We start from the raw sequence: 24,612 nt of genomic DNA on the forward strand, positions 1-24,612 counted from the left end.
CTGCCTCAGTCTATGGCCATCGTTCGCAACGCTAGCCTCCGCAGGGCTGCGATCGGCTCATGTTCGCTGACAACGGAAGGGTTAGGAATAACGCCTGGAAGCAGGCTGGGCCTCGTGCAGACAACATCCACGGACGATGAAACTGCGGCTTTCTCATCCTGGTTCCAAACAGCCTGGGACACCGTGCCGGGCAGACCTGATGCCGATGACCTGGAACGCGTTTTGGCCGACGCTGCATCTCAGCGCGCGCCCTCGCTCATCTACTTCAAATTCCTCTTCGAGATGTTCAAGGATTTGGGCGACGAGCTTGATGAGGAGCGCATCGTCAAATCCGCGACCGGCATCAGGAACACGACCGTCTGGAAGAAGCTCTTCAAATTCCAACGGGATGGTGTCGTCGGGGCAATCGACAAACTCGAGCGTATCGGAGGATGCATCATCGCCGACAGCGTAGGTCTGGGTAAGACCTTCGAGGCGCTCGCAGTCATCAAGTACTATGAGCTACGTAATGATCGCGTCCTGGTGCTTTGCCCGAAGCGTCTCCGCGATAACTGGACGCTCTATAAAGCTAACGATCGCCGCAATAGCCTGGCGAGCGACCGCTTCAACTATGACGTCCTCAATCATACCGACCTGTCCCGGGATGGTGGCACCTCCGGTGATATCGATCTCTCGCACGTAAATTGGGGCAACTACGATCTCGTGGTGATCGACGAGTCCCATAACTTCCGAAATAAGGCGACCCACAAGGATCGCGACACCCGCTACGATCACCTGATGAAGCGCGTGATCAAGGCTGGCGTCAAAACCAAGGTCCTGATGCTGTCTGCAACTCCGGTCAATAATCGGCTTGCGGACCTGAAGAACCAGATTGCCTTCATGACGGAAGGCAGTGACATCGCCCTGATCGACCACGGTATCCCGAGCATCGAAGCAACCATCCGTAAGGCGCAGGCACAGTTTAACAGGTGGCTAGACCTGCCTGACGGCGAGCGTCGCACATCGCGCCTGATGGACATGCTGGGCTTTGACTACTTCAAGCTCCTGGACATGCTGACCATTGCACGATCCCGAAAACACGTGCAGCGTTACTATGGGACGGCGGAAACTGGCCACTTCCCTGATCGCTTGCAGCCGATCAATGTCAAGGCAGATGTAGACCTCGCCGGTGAGTTCCGTCCGATCCGCGAGATCAACAATGAGATCAGGCGACTGACGCTCGGGGCCTATGCGCCGTTGCGCTATGTCGTCCCTGACAAGCAAGAGGCCTACGACGCGAAATACAGCACCAAGATTCGCGGAGGCGAGAGCTATTTTCGTCAGGCCGACCGAGAGGAAAGCCTTATCCACCTGATGCGCGTTAATCTGCTCAAGCGGATGGAAAGCTCGGTGGCCTCCTTTGCTCTCACCATCAAGCGTCAGCTCGATGACGTGAATGCGTTGCTTGCGAAAATCGAGGCCCATGATGAATCTATCGATGAGCTTGCGATCGACGATGTGGATATCGACGACCCCGCCTTTGAGACGCTGCTCGTCGGCCGCAAGGTCAAGGTACTCTTGCAGGACGTCGATCGGGTTCGTTGGCAACAGGACCTGATTGAAGACCGGAACCGCCTGGCCACGCTTCTGTCGGCTGCACGCTCTGTGTCAGCAGATCGCGACGCAAAGCTGTCGGAGCTGAAAGCACTGATCACCCGCAAAGTTCAAGCACCGATCAACGGCGAGAACCGGAAGATATTGCTGTTCACCGCCTTTGCGGACACCGCTGACTACCTTTACCGCGAGCTCGGCGAGTGGGCACGGGCGACGCTTGGAATCCATGCGGCCGTGGTAACCGGTACAGGCGCAAACAAGACCACGCTCCAGAGCCTTCGCTCGGACATGAGCTCCATCCTCAGTGCCTTCTCGCCCCGGTCTAAGGAGCGGCCTCCGGAACTGGCTGTTGAGGGTGAGATCGATCTCCTGATCGGCACGGATTGTATTTCGGAAGGACAGAACCTTCAGGATTGTGATTTCCTCGTCAACTATGACATCCACTGGAACCCCGTCCGCATCATTCAGCGCTTCGGCCGCGTCGACCGTATCGGCTCGACGAACCAGCGCATTCAGCTAGTGAATTTCTGGCCGAACATCGAGCTCGACGAGTATCTCGACCTGGAATCGAGAGTGAGTGGACGCATGGTCCTCCTGGATGTGTCCGCGACCGGTGAGGAAAACGTTATCGAGTTTCAGGCCGGCAACCAGATGAACGACCTGGAATACCGCCGTGCTCAGTTGCAGAAGATGCAGGACTCGGTGATCGACCTTGAGGACCTGTCCAGCGGCGTCTCCATTGCTGATCTCACGCTCAATGATTTCCGCATCGACCTCGCAGGGTATCTGCGTGATCACCGTGAGCAGCTCGAGGCATTGCCACTTGGTACCTATGCCGTGGTTTCACCGCCTGAGGACGAGTTTGGCAGTGCCGAAAACGTCATCTCGCCAGGCGTCATTTTCTGCCTGCGCGCGGTCGGCGAAGCTGCGGAACGGTTGGCGGAGCCTGGGTATCCGCTGAAACCCCATTTCGTTGTCCATGTGAGCGACGAGGGAGAGGCGCTCTTGCCCTATACCCGTGCGAAGCAGGTGCTGGATCGCCTCAAGAAGGTTTCCGTCGGACGCGATCTGCCAGACGCCCAGGCCTGTGGCCGGTTCGATAAGTCCACCCGCTTCGGGCGGGACATGGAGCCCTATCAAAAGCTTCTGGCACGGGCCGTCGCCTCGATTGCGGGAAAGAGCGAGGAGCGTGCGGTCGCAAGCCTGTTCTCTCCAGGTGGTACACATGCGCTCAAAGGGGAGTTCGCCGGCATCAACGATTTCGAGGTCGTCGCATTCCTCGTGATCCTTCCGGAGATGAGCGCGGAATGAATGCAGCAGCGTGCATCAGTGCTGTCGTTGACGCTCTCGGGTTACCCGCGAATGCCCGCGTTGATATTCGCGTCCCGAAGAAAATGCTCATTGAACAAGGCGCACCCACGTCGACCGACAAGCGCGCCATTCAGGACGGCATTGATGAACTGCTGTGGTTTGCGGCATGCAAGCCCGGAACTGTCGGCGTGCCGACCTTTGCGGACGACTTACGCGAATATGTCGAAATCGCCGTCATTGGCTGTGCCTTCCGAAGTGGGGCGAAAACAAGCCGACTTATAGAGCTCATTCATCGTGCCATCCCTTATCCCGTGGTGTTGATCACCGCTGATGATGAAGGCATCGATGTGTCCGTGGCCCACAAGCGGCGGGCTCAGAACGAAGCGGCCAAGGTCGTCGTCGACAGAGATGCCTCCACACGCCTATCCGATCCGACGACGCTGACACCGAACGAAAAGGCCTTCCTCGATAGCCTTGAACTTTCGAAGCAATCGCAACGGGACTTGTACGCACTGTATGACGGGTGGGTGGCACGGATTGAGGCTATGAACGCGGCCCACCTGGTCGGCTCCTTCTCGGTGACGACAGACGAGAACCAGATTACGCGTCGCCGAGCGGCGATTGAGGACTACGAGAGGCTGGCCAAGGAAAACTCGCTTTTGCGGTCGCAGGCGGCAAAGGCGAAACAGATCAGTCAGCGCGTCGATCTGAACCAAAAGATAAAGGCGATCGAACGCGCCATGGAACAAGCGAAGCAGGCAATGGGGGGAAAGCAGCGATGAAGATTTCGACCATTCTGGACCACATCGACAGTGGGCACATGGCACTGCCGGAATTCCAGCGAGGCTATGTCTGGAACACCGAGCAGGTACGTGGCCTGTTTACCTCGCTCTATCGACGCCATCCCGTCGGAGGCCTCCTGGTCTGGGCAACGGAATCGGTCACTGCAAATCATCGTGGCGATGGCCAACTCGCGTCCGGGATCGTGAAGCTATTGCTGGATGGCCAGCAGCGGGTCACCTCCCTCTACGGTGTAGTCCGCGGCAAGCCACCTGCTTTCTTTGACGGCAACGCCAAAGCTTTTACTGGCCTGCATTTCAACCTCGCCTCCGAGATATTCGAGTTTTACCAGCCGCTGAAAATGTCTGGAGACCCGCTCTGGATCGATGTGTCGGCTCTTATGAAGTCGGGCCATGATGGCGTTGGAAAGATCATGACCTCCCTCGGGCCGACACCGCCCGGAGAGTATTATGGCCGACTGAGCCGGCTGCTGGGTATCCTTGAAATCAACCTGCATGAAGAAGAGGTGACTGGCGCGGACAAGACGCTTGATGTGGTCGTGGACATCTTCAACAAGGTGAACAGTGGCGGCACCAAGCTCTCAAAGGGCGATTTGGCGCTGGCCAAAATCTGCGCGGAGTGGCCTGATGCCCGCACCGAGATGAAGGGCAAGCTGAAGGCCTGGAACGACGCGGGGTACGACTTCAATCTGGATTGGCTCCTGCGCTCGATCAATACCGTGCTGACCGGGGAGGCCAAATTCCTCTATCTGCACAATCAGTCTGCCAGCGATATTCAGGACGGCCTCAAGCGCGCCACCAAGCGGATCGACGCGTGCCTCAATCTTATTTCCGGCCGACTTGGACTCGACCACTCGCGGGTTTTCTTTGGCCGATTTGCTGTTCCGGTGATTGTGCGCTACCTCGACCAGAAGGGTGATGCGTTGGATGAAGTCGAGCGCGACAAGCTCCTCTTCTGGTTTGCGCAGGCTGGTATGTGGGGCCGTTACTCCGGCTCAACGGAATCCTTCCTCGATAAAGACCTTGAGGCGCTGGAAGGCGCTGACGGTGGCCTCGACAAGCTCCTGGAGCAGTTGCGGCTTTGGCATGGTGGCTTGCGGGTCGAAAAAGGCCATTTCACCGGATGGAGCCTCGGAGCACGCTTCTACCCTGTTCTCTACATGCTCACTCGCATGGGAGCGTCCAAGGACTGGGGAACGGGCATCGAATTGAAGTCCGGGTTGCTGGGGAAAATGAATGCGCTTGAAGTGCACCACATCTTCCCGAAGGCACAGCTCTACAAACATAAGGTCCCGCGGTCGCAGGTGAACGCGATTGCCAATTTCTGCTTCCTGACCAAGGATACCAATCTCAACATCCGCGACACGCTGCCTGAGGTCTATTTCCCGAAAATCGAATCGAAGCATCCGGGCGCTCTGGCGTCGCAGTGGATTCCGATGGACGAGTCCCTGTGGAAGATTGACCGTTATGCCGACTTCCTCGAAGCCAGAAAGGAATTGCTGGCGGCCGAGGCAAACAAGCGGTTTGCCTCGCTGCTGCATGGCGATGACAGATGGATTGCCGAACCTGCGCGGATATCGACGATTTCCACGACGGCTGCGGCCGGCGGCATCTCCAGCGCTGATGAAGAAGCAGAGCTGCAGGCCATCAATGATTGGGCGGTCGAGCAAGGCTTCGCCGAAGGGATCATTGCCTATGACCATTCTAACCCGGAGACAGGCGATCAGATCGCGGTTTTCGACCTCGTCTGGCCGAACGGGCTCCAGGAGGAGTTGTCAGAACCGGTCGCCGTGTTACTGAACGAAAACGACGAGACGATTGCCCTAGCGAGTGCTGCAGGCTTCCGCTGCTTCACCAGCGCCGCGGCCTTCAAGGACTACATTAACAAGGAAATGCTCGGACAACAGGCGGCCTGAGGCCGTGTTGGAACCCGAAGGAAATGGATGTGCGATGAAGAAGCTCGAACTGAACGACCCTGAAACCAAGAGCGCCGATATCGTCTCGGAGAACATCGCCGCTTTGCAGGCAGTCTTTCCCGATGCTTTCCGCGAGGGGAAAATCGACTTTGAGGTGCTCAAGCAACTTCTTGGTGGCACGGTTGACGATCGAGAGGAGAAGTACGGGCTTAATTGGCATGGCAAGCGGAAGGCACGTCAAATCGCGTTGATGCCTTCGGTCGGCACGCTTCTCCCTCGGCCCAAAGAGAGTGTTGATTGGGATACTACCCAGAACTTGATGATCGAGGGTGATAACCTGGAAGCGTTGAAGCTTTTGCAAAAAAGCTACTCTGGAAAAGTGAAACTTATCTACATTGATCCACCGTACAACACTGGTAAGGACTTTGTTTATCCAGACGATTTCCGAGACAGCATCAAAAACTATCTGGAACTGACCGGGCAGGTCGCTAGTGACGGTAAAAAAGCGACATCTAATGCTGAGACCTCTGGTCGCTTTCACACTGACTGGTTGAATATGATGCTGCCACGCCTCAAGGTGGCCAAAACTCTCTTGCGACGTGACGGCGTCATCCTCATCAGTATTGATAATCAAGAAGTTTCAAATCTTCGAATTCTCTGTGACGAGATATTTGGACCAGAAAATTTTGTTTCATGCTTCATTTGGGAAAAGGGAAGGAAAAATGACGCCAAACTGGTGTCCAATGGCCACGAATATATTTTGGTCTATGCAAATTCTCTTGGTTATTTGAAAGAGTTGAAGACTAAGTGGCGGGAAGAAAAGCCTGGGGCCCGCGAAATTTGGGAGCAGTATTTAAGGCTGCGTACCAAATACGGGAGTGACGACCGCGCGATAGAGGTTGATCTCCAAGCATGGTTCACGGCACTTCCGAAGACGCATCCCGCCAAGAAATGGAGCCGCTACAAGAGGGTTGATCAAAATGGCCCATGGAGAGATCGCGACATTTCGTGGCCCGGCGGTGGCGGACCTCGATACGATGTACCCCATCCCGTGACAGGAGAGGCATGCGCGGTTCCTGAAGCGGGTTGGCGCTATGCAAATTACGCGGAGATGAGCCGTCAAATAAAACTTGGTCTCGTTGAGTTCCGTCAAGACCATACCGAGCCACCGTTTCGAAAAGCGCATATTCGTCCACTTCCCGAGGAAGATGACACGCCCGAGGTTGACGAATTCGAAGATGAAAACGGTGCTGAAGACGAAGAGGAGTTCGCTACCCAGGTCCGGGGGTCATATTTCTACAAGCAGTCTCAGGTCTCGGTAAAATCTCTTCGAAATCTGATGGGCGCGCAGGTCTTTAACAATCCAAAGGATTCGGAAGAAATTGCACGACTGATTGAATACGCCACTGCTGGCGATCCGACTGCTATCGTATTGGATTTTTTCGCAGGCAGCGGCACCACCGGACAGTCAGTTTGGTCTCTAAATGTACGCGACGGAGGGCAGCGCCGATTCATATTAGTACAACTACCTGAGCCCCTTGACCCATCAAAGAAAGATCAGAAGGCTGCAGCAAGCTATTGCGACAAGCTGGAAAAGCGGCGAACCATAGCCGAACTCACTAAAGAGCGTCTCCGTAGAGCTGGTCAAAAATTTAAAGACGATACCTCGTTCGAAGGCGACCTCGGATTTCGGGTGTTTAAACTCTCGCGCTCTAACATCCGTTCATGGGAACCGACTTCATCTGACCTAGAAGGCACGTTGCTTGCCAATGCCGAACACATTGTTCCGGGCCGCACCGAGCAAGATATACTGTATGAACTTTTGCTCAAACTCGGTCTCGATCTCTGCGTGCCCATGGAGACGCGACAGATCGCGGGAAAGATTGTTCACGCTATTGGAGGCGGCGCTCTGATCGCCTGCCTTGCGGATGGCCTTATCAAGGATGTCGTTGAAAGTCTTTCGGCGGGCATTGTCGCTTGGTGGAAGGAGCTTGCGCCGGCGGTTGAAACACGGGTCGTATTCAAGGACTCGGGCTTCGCCGATGACATTGCCAAAACAAATATGGCGGCGATCCTCAATCAGAATGGCATTCTCGACGTGCGCAGTCTGTAAGGGAGGGCGGGATGAAGCTTCATTTTGAGTCCGACCTCGACTACCAGAAGGCGGCGATCGAGGCGGTGTGCCAGCTGTTTCGTGGGCAGGAGATAAACCGCACCGAGTTTACTGTGACACGACGCTCGGCTGGCGGCGTGCAGGGCGAACTAGGCTTTGTCGAGAATGCGCTTGGCATCGGTAACCGGCTGACGTTGCTCGACGACGAAATCATGTCCAACCTCAAAGACATCCAGTTGCGCAATGGGCTGGCTCCGTCTGGCTCGTTGACCTCTGGCGATTTCACCGTGGAAATGGAGACCGGCACGGGCAAGACTTATGTCTACCTCCGGACGATCTTCGAACTGAACAAGCGGTTCGGTTTTACCAAATTCGTGATCGTCGTGCCGTCCGTCGCCATCAAGGAAGGCGTCAACAAGACCCTCCAGATCACCGAGGAGCATTTCAAGGCACTCTATTCCGGGCAGCCTTACGACTATTTCCTCTACGACTCGTCTAAGCTCGGCCAGGTGCGCAATTTCGCAACCAGTCCAACCATCCAGATCATGGTGGTTACGGTTGGCGCAATCAACAAGCAGGAGGTGAACAACCTCTATAAGGACAGCGAGAAGACGGGCGGTGAAGCACCGATCGACCTGATCCGCGCCACGCGCCCGATCATCATCGTGGATGAACCCCAGAGCGTTGACGGTGGTCTCCAGGGCCGCGGCAAGCAGGCGCTCGACGCCATGAACCCGCTCTGCACTTTGCGCTATTCTGCGACCCACGTGAACAAGCACCACATGGTCTATCGGCTCGATGCCGTCGATGCCTATGACCGCAAGCTGGTGAAGCAGATCGAGGTTGCTTCGCTTGAGGTCGAGGGCGGCCATAACAAGGCCTATCTGCGCTTCTTGTCCGCCCGCAATGTGAAGGGTGTGATTTCCGCCCGGGTGGAAGTGGACATTCAACGAAGAAGTGGCGTTCAACGCGAAGAAATCACCGTTCATGACGGCGACGATCTGGAAGAGGTAACCGGCCGCGCGGTCTACAAGGACTGCCGCATCGGCGAAATCCGCATTTCGGGCGCCGCGTCCTTTCTCGAGGTCAAAACGGCGGGTTCAGAGACTTTCCTGGAGCAAGGCCAAGCGATCGGTGATGTGGACGCCGATGCGATCAAGCGGCTGATGATCCGCCGCACCATTCAGGAGCATTTGGAAAAGGAGAAGCGGCTCGCGCCTCTTGGGATCAAGGTCCTCAGCCTGTTCTTCATCGATTCCGTCGAGCATTACCGCTCCTACGATGCAGACGGAAATCCGGTTAAGGGCAAGTATGCGACGATCTTCGAGGAGGAGTACCGTCGCGCAGCCAAGCTTCCCGAGTTCGTGAGCCTGTTCACGGAGGTTGATGTCACCTCTGACGCCCAGGAGGTGCATGACGGCTACTTCTCCATCGACAGAAACAAGCGCTGGACGGATACGGCTGAAAACAACCAGGCCAACCGGGACAGCGCGGAGCGTGCCTATAACCTGATCATGAAGGAAAAGGAGAAGCTGCTCAGCTTCGACACCAAGCTCAAGTTCATCTTTTCTCACTCGGCACTCAAGGAAGGCTGGGACAATCCCAACGTCTTCCAGATTTGCACGCTGCGCGAGATGGGTACTGAGCGGGAGCGCCGGCAGACGATCGGGCGCGGTCTTCGGCTCTGCGTCAACCAGCAGGGTGAGCGACTGCGGGGCTTTGAGGTGAACACCCTGACCGTGATCGCCACCGAGAGCTACGAGTCCTTCGCCGAAAATCTTCAGAAGGAGATCGAGGCCGACACAGGCATCCGCTTCGGGATCGTCGAGGAGCATCTGTTCGCGAATATCCCCATGGTCGCCGACAAGCCTTCACAGGGACCGGGGATGGAAGAGGAAGGCGCAGCCTACGACGCTGGGGTGCCGGAAGTGTTGGGGTATGAGCGTTCCTCGGAAATCTATCGCCACCTGCGTGCCTTGGACTTTATCGATCGCCAGGGCAAAGTGCAGGATAGCCTGAAGACTGCCATCAAGACTGGAACCCTTGTGCTGCCGGTCGGCCTGGAGCCATATCTCCCTGCCGTCACGGGTATCTTGCGTAAGGTGGCCGGTCGCCTGGAAGTCAAGAATGCCGACGAGCGTAAGCCGGTGGCCATTCGCAAGGAAGTGTTTCACAGCGAGGAGTTCCGTGCACTGTGGGACCGGATCAAGCATACGACGACCTACCGGGTGGAATTCGACAATGAGAAACTCATTGCCGATTGCGCCCGCAACATCGCCAATGGGCCACCGATTGCAAAGGCGCGTGTGACCGTCCGGAAGGCCGATCTCGCGATCGGTCAGGGCGGCGTGCTTGCCAAGGAGACGTCGAGTTCTGGACCGATTGCCATCGACGAAGGCGACATCGTACTTCCCGACCTGTTGACCGATCTCCAGGACCGGACACAGCTCACGCGGCGCAGCCTCGTGACGATCCTGATCGAAAGCGGCAGGCTATCCGACTTCAAAAGAAACCCGCAGGCCTTCATCGAGCTGGCGGCTGACATCATCAATCGCACGAAGCGCTTGGCCCTGGTGGACGGCATCAAGTACCAGCGGATCGGTGACCAGGACTTCTACGCTCAGGAACTGTTCGAGCGAGAAGAGCTGACCGGCTATCTGAAGAACATGCTGACCAACACTCAGAAGTCGGTTTACGAGCATGTCATTCACGACTCTGCGGGCGTGGAGCGAACCTTCGCCGAGCAGATGGAAAAGAACGATGCCGTGAAGGTCTATGCGAAGCTTCCGGGCTGGTTCAAGATTCCGACGCCGCTGGGAACCTACAATCCGGACTGGGCCGTGCTGCTAGAGGTCGATGGGCGGGAGCGGCTGTATTTCGTTGTTGAAACGAAGGACAGCCTGTTCACGGACGATCGGCGTGAGCTAGAGAACGCAAAGGTAGCTTGTGGCGAAGCGCATTTCCGCGCGTTGGTGCGCGACAACAATCCGGCCAAATACGTCCAGGCGACCAAGCTTGAGGATGTGTTCGACCACGTTTAGGGGCGTGGCCTGATCGCAACGAACAACCGCGGCTCCCGGTACTCTGAGTGTTCCGGGAGCGGCGTGCAGCGGTGACCTTTATTCAGGCGCGCGCTCAAGACGCAGATTTGGTACGAGCACTCTGAAGCGGAAATGATTTCCGCTTCATGTTCACGATCGAGACGTCATCCGAGTAGCTATGACACCCAACGCTTCGGCGTCTGGAAATCCTTCTGCCCAACCTGCGGCAAAAGAAATGTCATTGGAGTTTGGCCGCTTTTCTTTTGGCAAATGGGTTAACTTGATCCTCGCAGGAAGGGCTGCGGCCTCTCCCACGAATAGTGCCTCGCGTCGCGGTAACGACGGAAGCAGCTTGATGAGACCGGCCATTGTGTCTGGCAGAAAGCGGCTCACATGCTCTTGGTCCCGGCCATTGGTCAGACGTAAAACTACCCAGGAATTACACTGTGAAAGGACCGTGCTCTCGACATCAGACGGGCGCTGAGACACGAGCATCAAGCCTATGCCGTATTTCCGACCCTCACGAGCGATCCTCCGTATTGCCTCTTGCGCGGCGGCATATTGGGCCTCGCCGCGGTCTGGGACATATCGGTGAGCTTCTTCGCACACGATGAGAATAGGGTCCTTCTCCCGTTCTTCTCGTGTCTGGGCAAGCTTGTATGAGAATAGCAACCTAGCTATAGCCGCGGTCAAGGGCCCGGCTACCTCGGTCGGAAGGCCAGAGATATCTATGATGCGAATAGGAGCGTCGGGTTTTTCGGCGTCTGCCCCAACGAACTGTGCAAGGACATCCGCGAGGCTTGGGTCGCCAGCAACATAGTTGCGCATCAGAAAATCAATGCGAGCGTCGAGCCGAAGCACAGACAGCTTATCAAGTATGGAGGCAAATTTCTCCTGATAGACGCTATCGCTAACCGCCTCCCAAGCGGTCTTGACCCAACGGTTGTTTTGACACGCTTCAATGTGCTTTACGAACTCATCTAGATCAAACGGAAGAGGCCAATCACGGTCGAAAGTTGCAATGGCCGTTTGATCTTGATTCGGTGCCGCACGCGGAAGATCAGGATGTCCTCCTCCTGCCTTTCTAGCTCCATCAGTCGCATCCAAAACAAGGCCGCTCTTGTGCATTCGGGCGTGCGCCAGAGCCTTGTAGACAACGTTGGCTTGAGATGTCGCCTCGAACTCCCCTTTGCCGACCACCAATCGACGGAACTCATCACTGGACATAAGCCAGTAGGGTAGCTTGATCTGACGAGTGCCTGCAGCCCCCTGATCGGCATCATCGTAAGCCCGATAGACAATGGCTTTATCACCAAACGCGGCACCATATTCTCCGTGAGGATCGATAATGATCACTCTAGGAGCACAGGCTTGTGCGCCTTCAGCAGCTTTGTGGTCGAGTACCGCATGAAGTATCGCAGCGACTGCGGTGGATTTGCCTGAGCCGGTAGAACCCAGCACTGCTAGATGTTGCCCGAAGAGTTTATCCATGTCGGCGTGACACGCGACGCCTTCAGCTCCGACGTAACCACCGAAGCTGATGAAACGATTGGGACCCTCGCCGCCGTGCTTTTCGATTGCGGTGTACAGGCGGCGTGTCTCAGAAGAGGTAACAAGGTATGCCGCTTGCAAGGGGAGTGGCGAATTGCGCACACCTCTGTCAAATGACAGAATTTGTTCGGTCCTTTGCCAGCGCGCCTCACCAAAGAGATCGGCCTCAAGCACTCGGCGATCCATAGCTTCGGCTGCACCTTGCGCTGCAGCCTCCTCCTCGGTCTGTAATCGAAGGAGCCGCACCATCGCGAAGAGGACGGTTCGCCCCATATGCAGCTTGATCAGGCTGCCAATTTGACCCACGGAGTATACAGTTCCGCCGTGGGTTTGAACGAGCTCGGTTAGGCTACGCCGAAGAGATATCTTCAACGTTGTACCCGACGTTTCGAAAACGGTGCCAATCTCAAGATTGGGATCAAGATCAAAGTCGCTCATTCGATCGCCTCAGCAATATCGGCAGGCAAGCCGTTCTCAAGCAGGGAGCTGGTGCCTGCAAAGCTCCACCAATCGCGCGCGATACTGGCGGTGGGTGGAAAGAATGGCCCGGCACGCCCTCGATAAAGACCGTCTTCTGCGAGAACGAATATCCTTTCACCCGCACTACTTTCTCCCCAGGCTTTCAGCTTGGGTGTGCGGCTTTTGGAGAGCGCTACGAGGGTCGTTTTGCTGTCAACGTGGAGCAACTGATGCTCAATAATTGCATCTATGTGATCGTCACCGAACGAATATCCGCATACGAATAGGACCTGCTGCCTATCTGCAGACAGAAGACCGCGAAACCGTTGAAATAGAAATCCAAAAGGGTCCTCACGTGATGCCATGTATTTCGTCGACTGCGGATAGATGACCACGTTGCCATTGTTGTTGGAGCGATCGGGGTAGGCGTCATCATGGCGAACCCTAAAAACGCGCCCGTTCTCTTGACCACTTCTGTACCAGTCTATCGATCCGTGAAGCTTGGTTATCACGGCTTTGACGGAGGGCCCGCTTACAGGAAGATTGAGAGACTGTTCATCCCACCCAGCGATAGCGCCACCTGAAAATCCATCAATGTATGGGACAAGCTCGAGCGCCAGAGCATCCTCGAGAAGAGTGTCGTAATTCGTTGTGACGAACTGGATCGCCTCTCGGCGCTCATCAAGTCCCGCGCGATTGACCCTATATAGTGCGCGAACGAAACGACGGTGATCATCGATCTTGACGATTGGCTTTCCGGGTTTGCCTTCCTGCTCGGCTGATGTCTTGGAGCCCGGAACATACCCCCAACGCAAAGTGTCTCGGATGTGCCGCAGTATTGTGTGGTGGGCCGCCTGCAGTTTAGTTTTCGTCACCCTTTTGCCGCCGACGAAGGCCGAGGTATCTTTAGCTCGCTCGGCAAGCGCCACCAGATCACCAAAATGACTAAGGACGTGTTCGATGTGCAACTCATCGGGCAAATCATCTCTGACTGCTTTGACCAGTTCGAATGCCTCGGCGTCCTCTGCATTTTTTTCCAGCAGATTAAAGACCCGGTCAGTGAGGGGATACATCAGGGGCAATCCCGCACCGTAGCTGATACCAGCGCCGGTGAGCCAAATCTGCCGTGGTGAGCGGATGTGACGATCCAACTGACGCGCTGCTTCAATATCGGTACTCATGATCCCCCCTGTAAGAGTCCTCGGAATTGATAACTTCTGGTTGAAGGTCCAGCAAGTCAAACTTCAAATCAGGCAACATCGGAAGACAGCCCCACCGATGACCGATTCCTCTGCAAACGCCGTTATCGGGAGTAACGGGGGGAAGACGAGGATAAGAACCTAACGGCGTTTGCATTTGACGGAACGCAGAGTGCCTGATCAGGAAAGCTTGAGATGGCGCTTTGGTCGGAACGGGTAGAGGCCGTCGCTATACCGGTCAGCGATCTCGTGGAACACTTCTTCGCATTCTCGGACGGCAAATCCCTGGCGCTCAAGATCATTGGTCAGAGAGTCCCGGACCTTGCCCAGCGCGCGGTCTGTGTCCTTATGCGCCTGCGCGGCGGTAATGATCTGCCACAGCAGAACTCGAGCCAGGTCGTCGCGGGATGGACGGCAGCGCGCCTTGGCATCCTCACGCACCTGCTGTTGGCGTTCCGCCTGCTCGGCGTTGCGTTCTTTCTTACTCTTTCTAGGCTTCTTCGACATCGTGTGCTCCTTGGTTGTCGGAGCCTTACCGTGACCGATGGCCATGCAAGCAACAAAACCACCGAGCCAACCGCCGGCGCGGCACCTCCCTCATGCAACCTCAGCATGAACGCCCAGCGGTCCACGCCCTTCCGCCCAATCACCGTTTGCAGATGAATCGCAGAACCGGAATCCAGCAACGCTCTTCGGGAATTCGGAATCGGATGAGGGTAAATTGAGATGACGTGTCCAGAACTCGACGCAAAGCATGGCGATGTAATCTCAATCGACATGCCTTGCGCTCAAGACGTTTCAAATCGCCAAGGATGGAAGCGGGATAGCGCCTCCGGGGATGGCGAAGTCGAATGCCTAGCCGAGTAACGCGGTTACGCGATTTCGCAACGCGGACCGGGAAGCCGGAATCCAGATCACTGAACTCAGAATCGAGCGTTCAGATTTCTGAATCGAAAATCTTGAGATAGGAAACGCGCCGGCGCCATCAGGAATCGCCTTTTCTCAGCTGAGGTCATGGCTCACCCTTTTCGCTATCACCGACGGAACCGCGAACGATGCGCCTCACCTCGTCGCCCGACAGAATGCCGACGCTTTCCAGGCCTGAGGCAATCTCATTGAGAGCCGACCTGTTGGCCTGGATCAGGTCATGCGCCATCGCCTCTGCGCACTCCAATCGCTGATAAACGCGATCGGCGAGTTCCCGATCGATCGTCGCTTCGTGCATGCCCATTGCGATCGACCGATAGCGAAGCGGCTGTTGTTTCGAGAAGCCGAGACTGGTCTCAGCCGCCAGGGCCATCGCCGTCGCACGGGCGAGATCGCTTTCATCCGCGCCACCGGCTCCGGCAATTGGTTCGTGGAAGACAAGAATTTCAGCGGCACGGCCCGCAAGGAGGGAGGCGATGTTGTTCATGAGCCACGCTTCAGTTTCCGGCAGGTGCGCGTTCGGAACCGTCTTGACCAGTCCGACACCGTGCAACGCGATACTGGCGGATTGCACCTCGGCGATGCCGGTCAGGGTATAGACCAGCGCATGCCCCGCCTCATGGATGGCTGCTCGTTTGCGAAGGTCAGCGGACATGGGTGCCTGTCCGGCCCGCAGACCTGCCTCGAGGTCGCGCCAGGTGATGCTGCGCCCGGAGCGGCGGGCGGCTCGGCGAATGTCGCGGATCAAGTGCTCGATATCCGCACCCGTCTTCCCCAGAGCCAAGAGGGCGAGTGGACGAAGCAGATTTCCGGGATTAGTGACGTGGTCTGTCATGGTGCGGCTCCCTTTCCCTTTGAGGCTTTGCGGGTCTCGGAATTCTTCCGAAGCTGTTGAGGATCGGTGTTCCTCGCGGCAGCTGGCCGCAGCCTGACGCGGTTCGCGGGAGCCGACGCCAGGACGGCTGGGAGATCGTTGCCCAGATGATGCGTAAGGATGCCGGTCAGCGTTTCGACGTCTGGTAGCGGAATGCGGACATGTGTCTCCAGCCTTCCAGACCGAAGCAGCGCTGGATCGATTTTCTCGGGCAGGTTCGTTGCACCGACGATCACGACGCCCTCGGTTTTCGTGGCACCATCGAGCAGCTCAAGGAGGCGATTGATCAACGACACCCAATAGTCATCGTGTTGCCGCGCGCCTGCACTTGAGCGGGAGCCAATGTTGTCGATCTCGTCAATGAAGAGGATCGCAGGCGCGTGCTTCGATGCTTGGGTAAAGGCGGCCGACATCCTCTGGAGCACGTCACCGAGAAATCCGGGCTCAAGCCAATTGGCGACCGAAGTTACCAGAAGCGGTACCTGAAGCGTATTGCAGAGCGCCCGCGCAAACGTCGTCTTGCCGGTACCGGGAGGTCCTGACAGCAGAAGCTTTGTGCTCATCTCCGGCCAGCTAAGAGCGCCTTCACGCCAAAGCGCCAGATCGGCCTTCAAGTCGCGCGTCCAAGCGTGGGCGGCACCATAGCCGCAAAGTGTTTCGACTAAGACGATCGGAGTGCGCTTTACAGCTGTCCGCTTTGGTTCATCGGTGTCGACCGGGACGGTTTCGGAAATGGGTGGCTCGGGAAGAATGACCTCAATACCCGTCAGTTCATTCGCGTTTTCCTTCTCGGCAGACTTGGCACGTGACTTCCCGCCGCCTGACCGGCCACGTGCCTCACCTGCTCCCTTGTTGTCGTTGGCGTCTTTTTCCTCGACTGAGCATCGATCAACCAGCATCGAAAGAAGCGTGAGCACTTCCTCGGCGGAGCGACCAGGCCGCACTGCGAGGAGCAGATCATCGATCGAAAGCGATTGTGGATCGAACGCCTTCATCTCCATCCGTTTGAGAGCGACGTCCGCTGATGCGCCGATACAGAGGTTCAGAAGATCGGCGATCATCGACCGGTCAAAGCCCTCACATTCGACAACGAGGTCGGCCGTCTCGACGATCACCGGTGTCAACGCAGTCGGTGTTTCATCGGCCACCAGAATTGGCTGAGCTGCATCGGTCATCGCCGTGCGGAGTAGACGACGGATCGTTCTGTCGTCGCGTTTAATCAGTGAGGAACCAGCCAGCGTTTGCAGCCTCATCTGCTGTCTCGAGGACCGGCTATCCCGAAACCTGCCGGACAGCGATCCCTCTCGCGCGACATCTTCCAAGATCACCGAGAACGGCAGAAGCAATCCGTCCTCGAGCATCATGCCGACACTCGCCTCGAACCTTGCAACCGGTGCTTTGATCAGCACGAACGGTGTAAGGGAACGAATGACATCCGTGAACGCTGACAGACGTCTCAGACTTGTGCCGACCGCACGCGCGATCAGAAGCGCGACTGCGACGTGCATGGGAGAAGATGGCGGCAGATGCTCTTTCAGCAGCTCGGCAATATAGCTGAAGCTGATCGCTGAGCCGCCGGGCAGTCGACGAGTACGGCGTCCGGGCTTTGGTTTCGGCTGCTGACTTGGAGGTGCCGGAGTAGACCAGTCGTAGAGTGATGCTTCGCCCTCTGAGGTGCTCGTCGACCGAATGTGATCTGGGCTGTCACCATCACGATTGCCACGACTGCTGCCGATCATCCGAGCGATGGTTTTCCGATCGTAGTCATGGGCGCCGGTCAGATATTGCCGTGCCTTGATCGAGACAATCCAGGACCTGGCAAGCGTGCCGGTATCGCCGACGCCGCGTTCCAACAGTCCAGCAGTCGCAGCCGTTTCGTAAAGGTCGAGGACAGCACGACGGCGCAGCCGTGCGAGGAGGTAGCGGCGAACGCGTTGCTCGAGCGTTTCCATTACGCGCCTTCCTGAGAGGACAAGTCCGTGAAGACCGGGTTGCCATCGAGCCAAGCACGCACAACAACGCATGTCGGGTCACCCAGCTCGCACAGCTCGAGCAACCACACCCGCAGTTGCGGCGGCAGGCTTTCGATCCGCCGACCCTTGCGTCGGGCAAAGCCGATCGTCGAGCGGACAATGGATGCGACGTAGTCCGCGCGTTCGTCGGCATCGACTTTGTCGCCGGCAGGCACAGGATGCTTATCCTGCACCGGTGGCAGAGGAACTGATGACGGGGTGCGATTCGGGAAAGGAAGGATATTCGATGTCGATGGCGTCATGGCAGACGTCTCCTGTTTCCCCAGCAGCACTGCTTCCGGGGACCTAAGGTCAGAGATGGATGATGGAAGACTTGGGCCGATTAGGCTTTTGCTATCGAGGGTGGCCTGGCAAAGCCGATCGATACCGGCGTACGCGACACGCTGGACTCTTCTTCGCGTGAACGTCGTCGGGCGACGTCGTCTGCGATCGGGTCGCCACTTGGCGGCATCTGGATCGGAGCTGTGTCGAGCCAGTGACCGTTCAATACCGACATCCAGTTTGCCTCGACACGCCGTTGGAATAGCTCGCGGAGGTGCGCCATGACTTCGCCGGCGCCCATGATTTCCAGAAGGTGGTCGAGATGCGTGAGGGGCCAGACACCGCCATCGATATCGGTCCGCTGGTTCTCGGCGTTCAAGATGACGACGCGAACCTCTTCGACATGCAGTCGCCGGTGCTCCTTATACAGGAGGTCTGGCACTACCAGCGCAGCCGCAAGCATGCGGTTCTTCAGTTCCACGATCCGCGAGACCTCATAAGAGCTAAGGCTCCGCTTCACATCCACAAGATGCCCGATCTTCGTCGACCGGTTGATGATCAGGAGATCGGGCGTATAGCTCTTGCGGCCCCCGCTATCGGCATCGAGGCTGAGTGCCTTGACCAGAGCGACATCGTTCATCGCGACCAGTTCCGCCGCAGCCTTGGTCACTGGCAGGCGCAAGTTGTCGGTCAGGACGACAAGATCGGGATTGCGTTTGGCGAGGAAGCCAATGCCTCGCTCGAGCAATCGGCCCTCGGCGACCGGTACTGCGCGCATCACGGATGCGATGTCGTCCATGCCGGCGGCAAGCGCACGGCGGAACACAGCAGCGGAGAGAGCAGTGTCGACGACCTCGCCCACCAGCTTGTCGAGCGCCGAACGGATATCCTCAAGGTCGATGGTCAGGTCATAGGATGCCGTTGCGACGGCGGGAATGATGTTGGCAGTCATGCGGAATACTCCTGTGATCGAAGCAGGATCGGCAGTCACATCCAAGGGACAGACGCGGGTGCCCAGACGCGGAAATGATTTCCGCATCGACACTGGTGACAGCGATCCTGACGGAGGCGGTTAGCGGGTAGTCGAATGGCCGCTGGAAGATGGACGCCCGCGAGTTTCAACAGGGGAATGCGGATAGGATGCTTCCGGTGGGCAAGCGAAGCGGTTAAGGGTCGACATAGCCGGTGGCCTTTCATCAGAAGGTTACGGGTCAGGCTTTCGTCGGTGTTGGTAGCACCGGCGGGAGCCGCTAAGTGTCTGCAGAACCAGGCGTTTCTGCTGACACCGTCGACATAGCCTGGAGAACCATGTCCGGCAAGTCGACAAGAACACACCCGGAACAAAGAGCTCCGGGATGGTTAACGAAGGACGCAGCTTCCCCTAAATGCAAAAAGCCCCGCGCGGTGGCGGGGCTCTTGGTGGCGGTCTGGTGTCAGGCAGCCAACCTCTTTAGCTGCCGCTTGAACGGTCTGGCATCGAACACAAGCTTCGTCTTGAGTTCGTCTCGACCGTCTGGAGCGACGGTATCCAGAGTACTGTCGATCAGGTCCCGCACCGGTAGCGGCATCTGACCGTAGCCGAGCAACCCTTCATCAGCCTCCTGTTCGATCTTCACAGCGACGTCCGAGCCGGCCTCCTCCTCCTCGGCGTCACCCGGCAGGGGTTCACCGTGAACGACGAAGCGGAGGAGCGGTACCACTTCGTTCTGAAGCCAGGGTACAAAGCTCGCTCTGTCCGGCCAGTCCTCCGTGCCGCCCATCCGATGCAGGAGTGCCTGCACCTTCCGCCAGTTGGTGCCGTCGGGCAATTTCTCCGGACGCCAATTCAGATGCGGAGTGACGTCAGGCCTGAGCGGGGCAGCGAGACTGTTGATCAGGTCGTGGGCATGGCGGCAGTCGTACATGACGGCATCGCTCAGCGCCCCCTTGAGTACGGCGCGATTCCGGGAGAGAGGCTCAAGTGCCTTGTCGACCTTGTTCAGGATCGACGTCGTCAGACCAAGGAACCGTGCGGCATCCTGCTCGATCTTCAGATCGGCAACTTTGCGCAGGCCGGCCAATCCGCCCATGTTCAGACTGTCAGGAACGGGCGCTGCCTTCTTGGGTGTCGACACGCCGACCATCTGCTTCACCTGGGCTACTGTGAGCTCCTCACCGGCTTCAAGAGCAGCCAGTACGTCCTCGACCTTTTGTTCCTCGGCGTAGGCGAGGACGAAGAGCATGGTCGGGGACGTCGCCGTTGCGACCAGCCGCTCCTTATAGACACTCAGGTTCTCATAGACGGCGATGTAGTTGCGGGCGGTCTTCTGGGTGAACTTGCAGATCGCCTTCACCCAAGCGCCAAGCTCTCGCTCCGGGAGTATGGCTTTCGCGCGAGCGAGGTAACCGCCCAGCTCGTATGCTTGCAGGTTTGTCCTACGACCGAGAGAGCGAATGTCCTCGCCGATGGCCTGTAGCTCGCTGACGTCCTCTGGCGAGACGTCGTCGGCCGCCTTCGCTGCCTTGGCGGCGAGCTTGGCCGAAATCTTCTTATGCGTGTACTTCGCCATGTAATCATTATCTCCTTGTCTGATCCGGTCTTCATCGATGACCGTGAGATAATGATGACACGGATTTGCAGAAGGTGTTACAACCGAGATTGTCAACACTATGAAAAACAAAGATAAATGACGATTTTGCCGACATTCGCGTTGGATTTTCTCAATGATTCCAAGAGCCGAATTTTCTCGAAAATTTTTTTGGAGGCCAATTTTGAATGCATCAATAAGTTGCATTCAAATGTCGATCATACCGAGTTTCAGCCCGAAATCTGCCGCTCGATCCGTCGGCACCGCTTCTTGATGAGGAAGACGAGGTTCGAGGCGATTTCCCGGTTCGAAACCGGGTAGGATTGCACCTGCTCGAGCGCTTCGTCGGCCTTGGTCGTGACAAGAGCGGCAAGCTCTCCGACGCGCCTGGTCACGGTGGCGGGGCTGAGCCCGACGTCGGCGGCGAACTCACGCCAGTCCTTTCCGTGCAGCTCATCGGCGTTTCGTTTGCCGCCCAGATGCTGGGGTAAGGATTGATCGACCTGCTTGTAGGGTGCCGCGCACATCAGGTCGTAGAGCGGGGCGAGCCTGGCCGTGCCAGACGCACCGATTAGGACGGAATAGTTTTTCGCATGCGAGTCCGAATTGCAGATCAGGACATTGAAGACCACCGCGTCGAGTAGCCGAATGCGTTCGGCTGGCGAGACAAGGCGAGCCAAGGCTTCGAACATCTGCGGCAGAGATGCGCCGCCACGCCGACCGAGACCGGTTTGCTCATACTTCTCTGCCGGGAACAGTCCCAACAGCTGGCAGAAGTCCTCCTGGTGTATGCGGCGGATGATCCCCTGGCCGTCGGAAACCCGGTCATAGCGGCGGACAAGAAGATAGTCCCGTTTCCCTGCGCGGCCCATTGTCACCTCGGCGGCGTCCAGACCGCAGAGCCTTGCGAGGATCATGCAGAACGCTTCGTTGGTGACGCTGCCTGCGAGACGCTTGATGTCGGGCTTCAGGATGTGGGTCGATGGTGTGCCGTCGATCGGAATGCCGATCCGGCTGTCCTGATCGAGATAGACGGGCAGCTTATCCTGGACGCCGGCAAGCGACATCGAGACGCCACGCTCGCCGATCAGGAAAGGTCGCTCCGGCAGTTCGTCGATGATGCGCTCGAGTGCTGCCTCGTCATCGACGATGCGGAAATTATTTCCCTCCCGCCGCGGCTCACCGATCGAGAATGCGCCTGCCGTATCGCGGCCGACGCGCATCAGGAGACCGAGCACGTCTTGGGGCGAGACTTTCAGCTGTTGGCCGATTTCAGAGAGATGGGTTTCCGGCAGCAGATTGGCGAGCCAGGGCATGACCCGTTCGGGGCCATAGCTACCAGCGCGCATCGGCATCGTGAGTGACAGGGGGAAGGCGGAGGCCCGCTTCTCCCACTCCGGGTGATAGAAGAGAGACAGGCCGTCCTGGTCCGACAGATGTGCCACAGGCCAGTTCTCGTAGTAGATCGTCGTCAAGGTCGTATCCGATCAGGAAAAGCGTGGCAGGTAGCCGAGATCATCATCGGCCGCCGAAGCGGGCGAGGGGGAGGCCGAGTTCAGATCGCCGAGGTTGATTCCGACCGTTCTGGCCGCGATCAGGGATTTCTCGAGCTGACAGCTGGGCTTGCCGTTCTCCAGATCGACGATGAAACGTTCCCCGGTCCCGCAGCGCTCGGCGAGCTGGGTTTGCGTCCATCCCAGCTTCTTCCTGTGTTCTCGGACAAGCGCGCCGAATTCTGCCGCTGAACGGATCATGATAGGCTCTCCCATATGCTGACTTACCGTACAGGAAGAATTGATAAGTTTCCATGAAAACTTACCGAAGGGGAAGAGCGGCAATGTTGCGACCAGAATCGTCCCGATCGGGAAGCTTTTCTGTTGCCGTTGATCAACGGCGAACTTTTGGTAAGCTGCTCATGGATGGAGGTGAGACATGTCGCTCACCTGGAGTTTTCTACGAACTCGTCAGCGAGGCGTTCAATCGGCGCTCGTACCGTTCAAAGACTGCGGAGTGACGTATTACGCATACGTCGTCTTGTGCGAGGGTTTTCCTCCCAACTGAGGGGTGGCCGCAAACGGTCACTGCACGTCCGCTTCAGCAATGAAGCAAAGGACGTGGACCCATGCCATCAACAAAGGCAATCAAGAATCTGAGAAGGCAAGCTGCTCGAGAGCAGGGCTGGCGTTGCTTCTACTGTCAGCTACCGATGTGGGACACCGCACCGGAGGAGTTCATCGAGCGCTATGGAATTTCGTCGGGGCTGGCGAAGCGGTTTCGATGCACGGCCGAGCACGTTGAAGCCAGATGCGATGGTGGCAAGGACGTCGCACCCAACATCGTGGCTGCCTGCCTCTTCTGCAACGCAACGCGGCACAAGGCGAAGCATCCCCTCGATGCGATCAAACACGTGTCCGTCGTGCGCTCCAGGCTGGCCAAGGGGAGGTGGCATCCGCCCCAGGTCGTGGCCGCTCTAGGCAAACGAAGAACGCCACCGATCTGAGCCGGATTGGCTTCTGGATTGATCCAGATCGCGCGACCAGAATTGGGGAAGGCAGCGGCTCCGAACAGGTCGACTTGTCAAAATGTATCGTTCAATGTATCGCTCGAAGTATCGAAATCGGGCTTATCCGTCAGTGTCTTGGCGGAAACCCTATGGTTTTGCTCTAATTGGGGAAGAGTCCCACCCTCTCCGCCATAATTTGCGCCATTGATTTCACGTGACATACCGCCGGTCTTCAGGGCCTTCGCAAGCCGATGTCCAGTGAGCACCGTGCGACGAAGAATATTCGTCTCTCGCAGGGCGCCTAGATATCCTCTTTGAGGAGGTCGAAGGCCAGCACGCCTTCGCGATTTGTTGGCCGTTCATAGATGGACGGGTTTTCCAGAGTGCGTCTGGCGTCCAGATAGCCGGCCTTCCAGTGGTCGAGCATGGTCAGCCGCGAGAACTCGTAGTCCTTGGAAGATCCCTCGTGTCTTTGCGTGCGGTAGATCAAGTGAACGACGCTGTAGACCTTCTGGTCCGCCACTTCAGCGAGCAGCTTTGCATCCTCGCTGTCCTGGAGGTCCGGGGGCAGGGCGGCAAGCAGATGGGAAAGCGCGCCGCGGATGCGCTGGAGACGCTTGAAATGATCGGTTTCCGAGCGGGTGCGGCTCGAATACTGGATTTCCTTCTGACGGGTGGAGACTTCGAAGATATTGCCCGGCAGTTCACCGTGTGCGCTCCAGAGGTCGACCTGAAAGGCCAGCGTATCCTGGCGAATGCCGGCCGTATCGACCACCCATTGCAGCGGCGTGTTGGAAATCAGGCCGCCATCCCAATAATATTCTCCATCGATTTCGACGGCGCCGAAGCCGGGCGGCAATGCGCCGCTGGCCATGACATGTTCCGGCCCGATGCGATGGCGCGTGTTGTCGAAATAGGTAAAATTCCCGGTCCTGACATTCACCGCGCCAACCGAGAAACGCATGTCGCCGTCATTGATGCGATCGAAATCGACCAGCCGTTCGAGCGTCGATTTGAGCTGGCTCGTATCGTAGAAGCTGGTCGCCTCCCGGTCACCCTGCGCGTGGAGGAACGGCACCGGGAAACGGGGCGTAAAGAACGCCGCCGCGCCGAAGGCAAGGTTGCAGTTGGCGCTGATGGCGTTGTGAATCCAGCGCGCCAAGTCGCCCCTTGGGGTTAGCATCTCATTCGCCGTGACCCAGTCCAACAGCGGATTGGCCGTGATCGTATCCCAGAATGCCCGCAGCTTCTCCACCCGCTGTTCCGGCGCGTTGCCGGCAATCAGGGCCGCGTTCACGGCCCCGATCGAAATGCCGGCCACCCAGTCGATCGGCAGACGGGTTTCCGCCATCGCTTCATAGATCCCGGCCTGATAGGAGCCGAGCGCGCCGCCGCCCTGCAGCACCAGCGCGACGCATTCGAAGGGCGGGCGGCGTTGAGAGGATGGGCTGCGGGCTTTCATGG

Annotated in this window: 17 protein-coding genes; 6 read left to right on the forward strand and 11 right to left on the reverse strand. The window is 57.5% G+C overall.

Annotated features, from left to right (window positions below):
- Positions 1–114 precede the first annotated feature (114 nt).
- Genes ACEXP3_RS20670 through ACEXP3_RS20690 form a run of 5 tightly spaced genes read left to right on the forward strand, consistent with a single transcriptional unit; the run spans position 115 to position 10,774 of the window.
- Positions 115–2,904, forward strand: coding sequence for a helicase-related protein (locus ACEXP3_RS20670; protein WP_377299000.1), 2,790 nt, complete (start codon positions 115–117; stop codon positions 2,902–2,904).
- A complete protein-coding gene (locus ACEXP3_RS20675; RefSeq protein ID WP_377299002.1) occupies positions 2,901–3,686 on the forward strand; it encodes a DUF4391 domain-containing protein in 786 nt (261 codons plus the stop codon). Before ACEXP3_RS20670 ends, ACEXP3_RS20675 begins: the two co-directional genes overlap by 4 nt.
- Entirely contained in the window at positions 3,683–5,620 is a 1,938-nt protein-coding gene (locus ACEXP3_RS20680) for a GmrSD restriction endonuclease domain-containing protein (protein ID WP_377299003.1), read from the forward strand. Before ACEXP3_RS20675 ends, ACEXP3_RS20680 begins: the two co-directional genes overlap by 4 nt.
- 34 nt (positions 5,621–5,654) lie before the next feature.
- Entirely contained in the window at positions 5,655–7,733 is a 2,079-nt protein-coding gene (locus ACEXP3_RS20685) for a site-specific DNA-methyltransferase (RefSeq protein WP_377299005.1), read from the forward strand.
- Between the two features lie 11 nt (positions 7,734–7,744).
- Positions 7,745–10,774, forward strand: a complete 3,030-nt coding sequence (locus tag ACEXP3_RS20690) for a type III restriction-modification system endonuclease (RefSeq protein ID WP_377299007.1) — start codon at positions 7,745–7,747, stop codon at positions 10,772–10,774.
- Between the two features lie 150 nt (positions 10,775–10,924).
- Here ACEXP3_RS20690 and ACEXP3_RS20695 read toward each other — a convergent pair whose 3' ends face one another.
- The 10 genes from ACEXP3_RS20695 to ACEXP3_RS20740 all read right to left on the reverse strand — a co-directional run bounded on the left by ACEXP3_RS20695 (position 10,925) and on the right by ACEXP3_RS20740 (position 22,399).
- Positions 10,925–12,763 (reverse strand): ATP-binding protein, encoded by a 1,839-nt coding sequence (locus tag ACEXP3_RS20695; protein WP_377299009.1) that lies wholly within the window; start codon positions 12,761–12,763, stop codon positions 10,925–10,927.
- Positions 12,760–13,965, reverse strand: coding sequence for an SIR2 family protein (locus ACEXP3_RS20700; RefSeq protein WP_377299011.1), 1,206 nt, complete (start codon positions 13,963–13,965; stop codon positions 12,760–12,762). Before ACEXP3_RS20700 ends, ACEXP3_RS20695 begins: the two co-directional genes overlap by 4 nt.
- Before the next feature lie 198 nt (positions 13,966–14,163).
- A complete protein-coding gene (locus ACEXP3_RS20705) occupies positions 14,164–14,490 on the reverse strand; it encodes a hypothetical protein (RefSeq protein WP_377299013.1) in 327 nt (108 codons plus the stop codon).
- Positions 14,491–14,995: 505 nt separating this feature from the next.
- Complete coding sequence (locus tag ACEXP3_RS20710; protein WP_377299014.1) at positions 14,996–15,745, reverse strand: ATP-dependent metallopeptidase FtsH/Yme1/Tma family protein; 750 nt, start codon at positions 15,743–15,745, stop codon at positions 14,996–14,998.
- Positions 15,742–17,736, reverse strand: coding sequence for an AAA family ATPase (locus tag ACEXP3_RS20715; RefSeq protein ID WP_377299015.1), 1,995 nt, complete (start codon positions 17,734–17,736; stop codon positions 15,742–15,744). Before ACEXP3_RS20715 ends, ACEXP3_RS20710 begins: the two co-directional genes overlap by 4 nt.
- Positions 17,736–18,059, reverse strand: coding sequence for a hypothetical protein (locus tag ACEXP3_RS20720; RefSeq protein WP_377299016.1), 324 nt, complete (start codon positions 18,057–18,059; stop codon positions 17,736–17,738). The genes ACEXP3_RS20715 and ACEXP3_RS20720 overlap by 1 nt, the downstream gene beginning before the upstream one ends.
- A gap of 80 nt (positions 18,060–18,139) precedes the next feature.
- On the reverse strand, positions 18,140–19,030 hold the full coding sequence (locus ACEXP3_RS20725) for a hypothetical protein (RefSeq protein ID WP_377299018.1): 891 nt from the start codon (positions 19,028–19,030) through the stop codon (positions 18,140–18,142).
- Positions 19,031–19,511: 481 nt separating this feature from the next.
- Positions 19,512–20,852: a hypothetical protein gene (locus tag ACEXP3_RS20730; protein WP_377299020.1), complete on the reverse strand. Its 1,341-nt coding sequence runs from the start codon at positions 20,850–20,852 to the stop codon at positions 19,512–19,514.
- A gap of 23 nt (positions 20,853–20,875) precedes the next feature.
- The gene (locus ACEXP3_RS20735) at positions 20,876–22,090 is read right to left on the reverse strand and encodes a type II toxin-antitoxin system HipA family toxin (protein ID WP_377299134.1); all 1,215 of its coding nucleotides are present in this window, start codon (positions 22,088–22,090) and stop codon (positions 20,876–20,878) included.
- A 42-nt stretch (positions 22,091–22,132) separates the two neighbouring features.
- Positions 22,133–22,399, reverse strand: a complete 267-nt coding sequence (locus tag ACEXP3_RS20740) for a helix-turn-helix domain-containing protein (protein ID WP_377299022.1) — start codon at positions 22,397–22,399, stop codon at positions 22,133–22,135.
- Between the two features lie 368 nt (positions 22,400–22,767).
- Between ACEXP3_RS20740 and ACEXP3_RS20745 the strand changes: the two genes are divergently transcribed.
- Positions 22,768–23,145 carry an HNH endonuclease gene (locus tag ACEXP3_RS20745; RefSeq protein ID WP_377299024.1) on the forward strand — a complete coding sequence of 126 codons (378 nt, stop codon included), beginning with the start codon at positions 22,768–22,770 and terminating at the stop codon, positions 23,143–23,145.
- A 304-nt stretch (positions 23,146–23,449) separates the two neighbouring features.
- Here ACEXP3_RS20745 and ACEXP3_RS20750 read toward each other — a convergent pair whose 3' ends face one another.
- A complete protein-coding gene (locus ACEXP3_RS20750) occupies positions 23,450–24,610 on the reverse strand; it encodes a DUF3734 domain-containing protein (RefSeq protein ID WP_377299026.1) in 1,161 nt (386 codons plus the stop codon).
- Positions 24,611–24,612: the final 2 nt, after the last annotated feature.

Source organism: Neorhizobium fuzhouense, from assembly GCF_042611105.1.
GTDB classification, from domain to species: domain Bacteria; phylum Pseudomonadota; class Alphaproteobacteria; order Rhizobiales; family Rhizobiaceae; genus Neorhizobium; species Neorhizobium galegae_A.

What these genes read in the sequence shown, in the direction of transcription:
- ACEXP3_RS20675 (WP_377299002.1), top strand. Translation starts at nt 2,901, where the DNA reads ATGAATGCAGCAGCGTGCATCAGTGCTGTCGTTGACGCTCTCGGGTTA.
- ACEXP3_RS20680 (WP_377299003.1), top strand. Translation starts at nt 3,683, where the DNA reads ATGAAGATTTCGACCATTCTGGACCACATCGACAGTGGGCACATGGCA.
- ACEXP3_RS20685 (WP_377299005.1), top strand. Translation starts at nt 5,655, where the DNA reads ATGAAGAAGCTCGAACTGAACGACCCTGAAACCAAGAGCGCCGATATC.
- ACEXP3_RS20690 (WP_377299007.1), top strand. Translation starts at nt 7,745, where the DNA reads ATGAAGCTTCATTTTGAGTCCGACCTCGACTACCAGAAGGCGGCGATC.
- ACEXP3_RS20695 (WP_377299009.1), bottom strand. Translation starts at nt 12,763, where the DNA reads ATGAGCGACTTTGATCTTGATCCCAATCTTGAGATTGGCACCGTTTTC.
- ACEXP3_RS20700 (WP_377299011.1), bottom strand. Translation starts at nt 13,965, where the DNA reads ATGAGTACCGATATTGAAGCAGCGCGTCAGTTGGATCGTCACATCCGC.
- ACEXP3_RS20705 (WP_377299013.1), bottom strand. Translation starts at nt 14,490, where the DNA reads ATGTCGAAGAAGCCTAGAAAGAGTAAGAAAGAACGCAACGCCGAGCAG.
- ACEXP3_RS20710 (WP_377299014.1), bottom strand. Translation starts at nt 15,745, where the DNA reads ATGACAGACCACGTCACTAATCCCGGAAATCTGCTTCGTCCACTCGCC.
- ACEXP3_RS20715 (WP_377299015.1), bottom strand. Translation starts at nt 17,736, where the DNA reads ATGGAAACGCTCGAGCAACGCGTTCGCCGCTACCTCCTCGCACGGCTG.
- ACEXP3_RS20720 (WP_377299016.1), bottom strand. Translation starts at nt 18,059, where the DNA reads ATGACGCCATCGACATCGAATATCCTTCCTTTCCCGAATCGCACCCCG.
- ACEXP3_RS20725 (WP_377299018.1), bottom strand. Translation starts at nt 19,030, where the DNA reads ATGACTGCCAACATCATTCCCGCCGTCGCAACGGCATCCTATGACCTG.
- ACEXP3_RS20730 (WP_377299020.1), bottom strand. Translation starts at nt 20,852, where the DNA reads ATGCAACTTATTGATGCATTCAAAATTGGCCTCCAAAAAAATTTTCGA.
- ACEXP3_RS20740 (WP_377299022.1), bottom strand. Translation starts at nt 22,399, where the DNA reads ATGATCCGTTCAGCGGCAGAATTCGGCGCGCTTGTCCGAGAACACAGG.
- ACEXP3_RS20745 (WP_377299024.1), top strand. Translation starts at nt 22,768, where the DNA reads ATGCCATCAACAAAGGCAATCAAGAATCTGAGAAGGCAAGCTGCTCGA.
- ACEXP3_RS20750 (WP_377299026.1), bottom strand. Translation starts at nt 24,610, where the DNA reads ATGAAAGCCCGCAGCCCATCCTCTCAACGCCGCCCGCCCTTCGAATGC.